The 1,726-nt window shown below is 75.4% G+C and carries 3 protein-coding genes; 2 read left to right on the top strand and 1 reads right to left on the bottom strand.

What is annotated here, in order from left to right:
- Positions 1-32 precede the first annotated feature (32 nt).
- Positions 33-497, bottom strand: coding sequence for a hypothetical protein (locus tag ACWFRU_RS42380; protein WP_453694198.1), 465 nt, complete (start codon positions 495-497; stop codon positions 33-35).
- 164 nt (positions 498-661) lie between these two features.
- On the opposite strand from ACWFRU_RS42380, the gene ACWFRU_RS42375 reads away from it, so the two are divergent.
- Complete coding sequence (locus tag ACWFRU_RS42375; RefSeq protein WP_367509805.1) at positions 662-1,099, top strand: hypothetical protein; 438 nt, start codon at positions 662-664, stop codon at positions 1,097-1,099.
- A gap of 60 nt (positions 1,100-1,159) precedes the next feature.
- The coding region (locus ACWFRU_RS42370; RefSeq protein ID WP_453694196.1) for an ATP-dependent DNA ligase at positions 1,160-1,726 on the top strand (567 nt) is incomplete at its 3' end.

Genomic DNA, 1,726 nt, shown 5'->3' with positions numbered 1-1,726 from the left:
GATAGCGCAGCGCGCGGAGCACATGGCCGCTGCTATCGGCCGACGCGGCGGCACATATCCGCCAGACCCGGCGACACGGCTTTGGCGGACCTGCAAACCGAGCGCATGCCGCCGCCGGTCGGCACCCGGGGCGTGGTCGGTGTCCACCGCCGCGGCGTACTGCGCGGGACGGCGGGAGTGTACGTACGCGGGGAGGCCGGTCGGGCCCGCCACGGTGTCGGCGCGCTGCGGCGCGGCCGATCCGGTCGCGCCGCCTGCTTCCGGTGCGGCGTGCGGTCCGCCTTGCCCGACGTGGCCGGGGACGGCCCGATCCACGCGAGTTCTTCCAGGCCGCGCGGCTGCACCGGGGGAGAGGGCTTCGGAGCCGGCGGGGTGGGCAGGGGGACGGAGTGCCCGGCGGGGTGGTGCAGGGGCGGGGTGCTGTTCTGCTCGGTGGGGACGGACACGCAGCCCGTCAGCAGGAGGACGGTGACGGCGGCGGTGAGCGGGAGGCGCATCCACTCACCGTGGCCCGTCCGGCCGGGCGCTGTCCGGCGGCGCGGCTGGGCGTCACCGGTACGAGTGCCCGGCGCGAGCCCGGGCCCGGGCGCAGGGCTCCCGACCGGGTGAACCGCCCCCGCCGCCCGTGACTGTGCGGGTGGGCGAGCGGGTTGGGCTGGTCATGAACCGACAGGTGATCATCTCTGCCGCCCTGGCCGTCGCGCTGCTCCCGGTGGCCGCTGTCCCCGCCGCGTCGGCCGAGTCGGCGGTGCGGGCCTACGTCGACACCCGGGTCCGTGACTGCGCGGGCAGCGGATCCGGCTGCCGTCCCGGAATCGTCGTGCACCACTGGCACCGGCGCGGAGCCCAGGCCCGCGGGGTGGGCTGGGTGTACGCGTCCAGGGAGGGCGTGCGGTCCGGCAAGGCCCGGTGGCTGGTCAAGGCGCCCGGCGCCGCGTGGAAGACCGGCGGCGGCTGGAAGGCCGCGACCCGGACGGGGAGTTTCGTTGAGGCGAGCTGGGGCCGGGACGGGCACACCGGCCCGAAGTACCCGCGCGGCACGAAGGTCTGCGTCGAGTTCCGGGGGTTGTCGACGAAGGCGTGCGTCACGCTCAAGTGACCCCCCGGTGACCGGATCAGCCGGGGTGCGGGGCGGGTCGGTGCGGCGCACGATCAGGGGATGGAGTACCCGGTCGAGGTGGCGCTGGCCCGGGCGGTGCCGGTCCTGCCGGACGGGCCCGGCTGGCATTTTGAGATCAAGGTCGACGGTCACCGTGCGGTGCTGCGCCGGACCGAGGACGGGGTGGTCATCTACGCCCGGTCCGGGCGCATCATCACGTCGCACTGGATGGATCTCGCCACCCGCGCCATGAAGCTCAGGCCGGGGACGACGCTGGACGGCGAGGCGGTGATCTGGCGGGACGGGCGGCTGGATTTCGGCGCGGTCCAGGCCCGCGCTGCGTCGTCGCTGACCCGGGCCCGCGCCCTGGCCGACCTGCACCCGGCCTCGTACGCCGCGTGGGACGTCCTGGAGCACCCCGACCACGGGGACGTTGCCGCCCGCCCCTACGTCGAGCGCCGCGCCCTGCTGGTGGAGACACTTCGGGAGATCGGCCCGCCGATCCAGCCGGTGCTGGCCACGGGCGACCGGAAGGTCGCGCTGGAGTGGTACCAGACGCTCCAGGCGCAGGGGATCGAGGGGATCGTCGCCAAGCCCAACGGCTCCTACCCGTTCGGCCGCCGGCGG

It is taken from the genome of Streptomyces sp. NPDC055099 (assembly GCF_053607685.1).
This window is presented reverse-complemented; position numbering and strand designations above follow the sequence as displayed.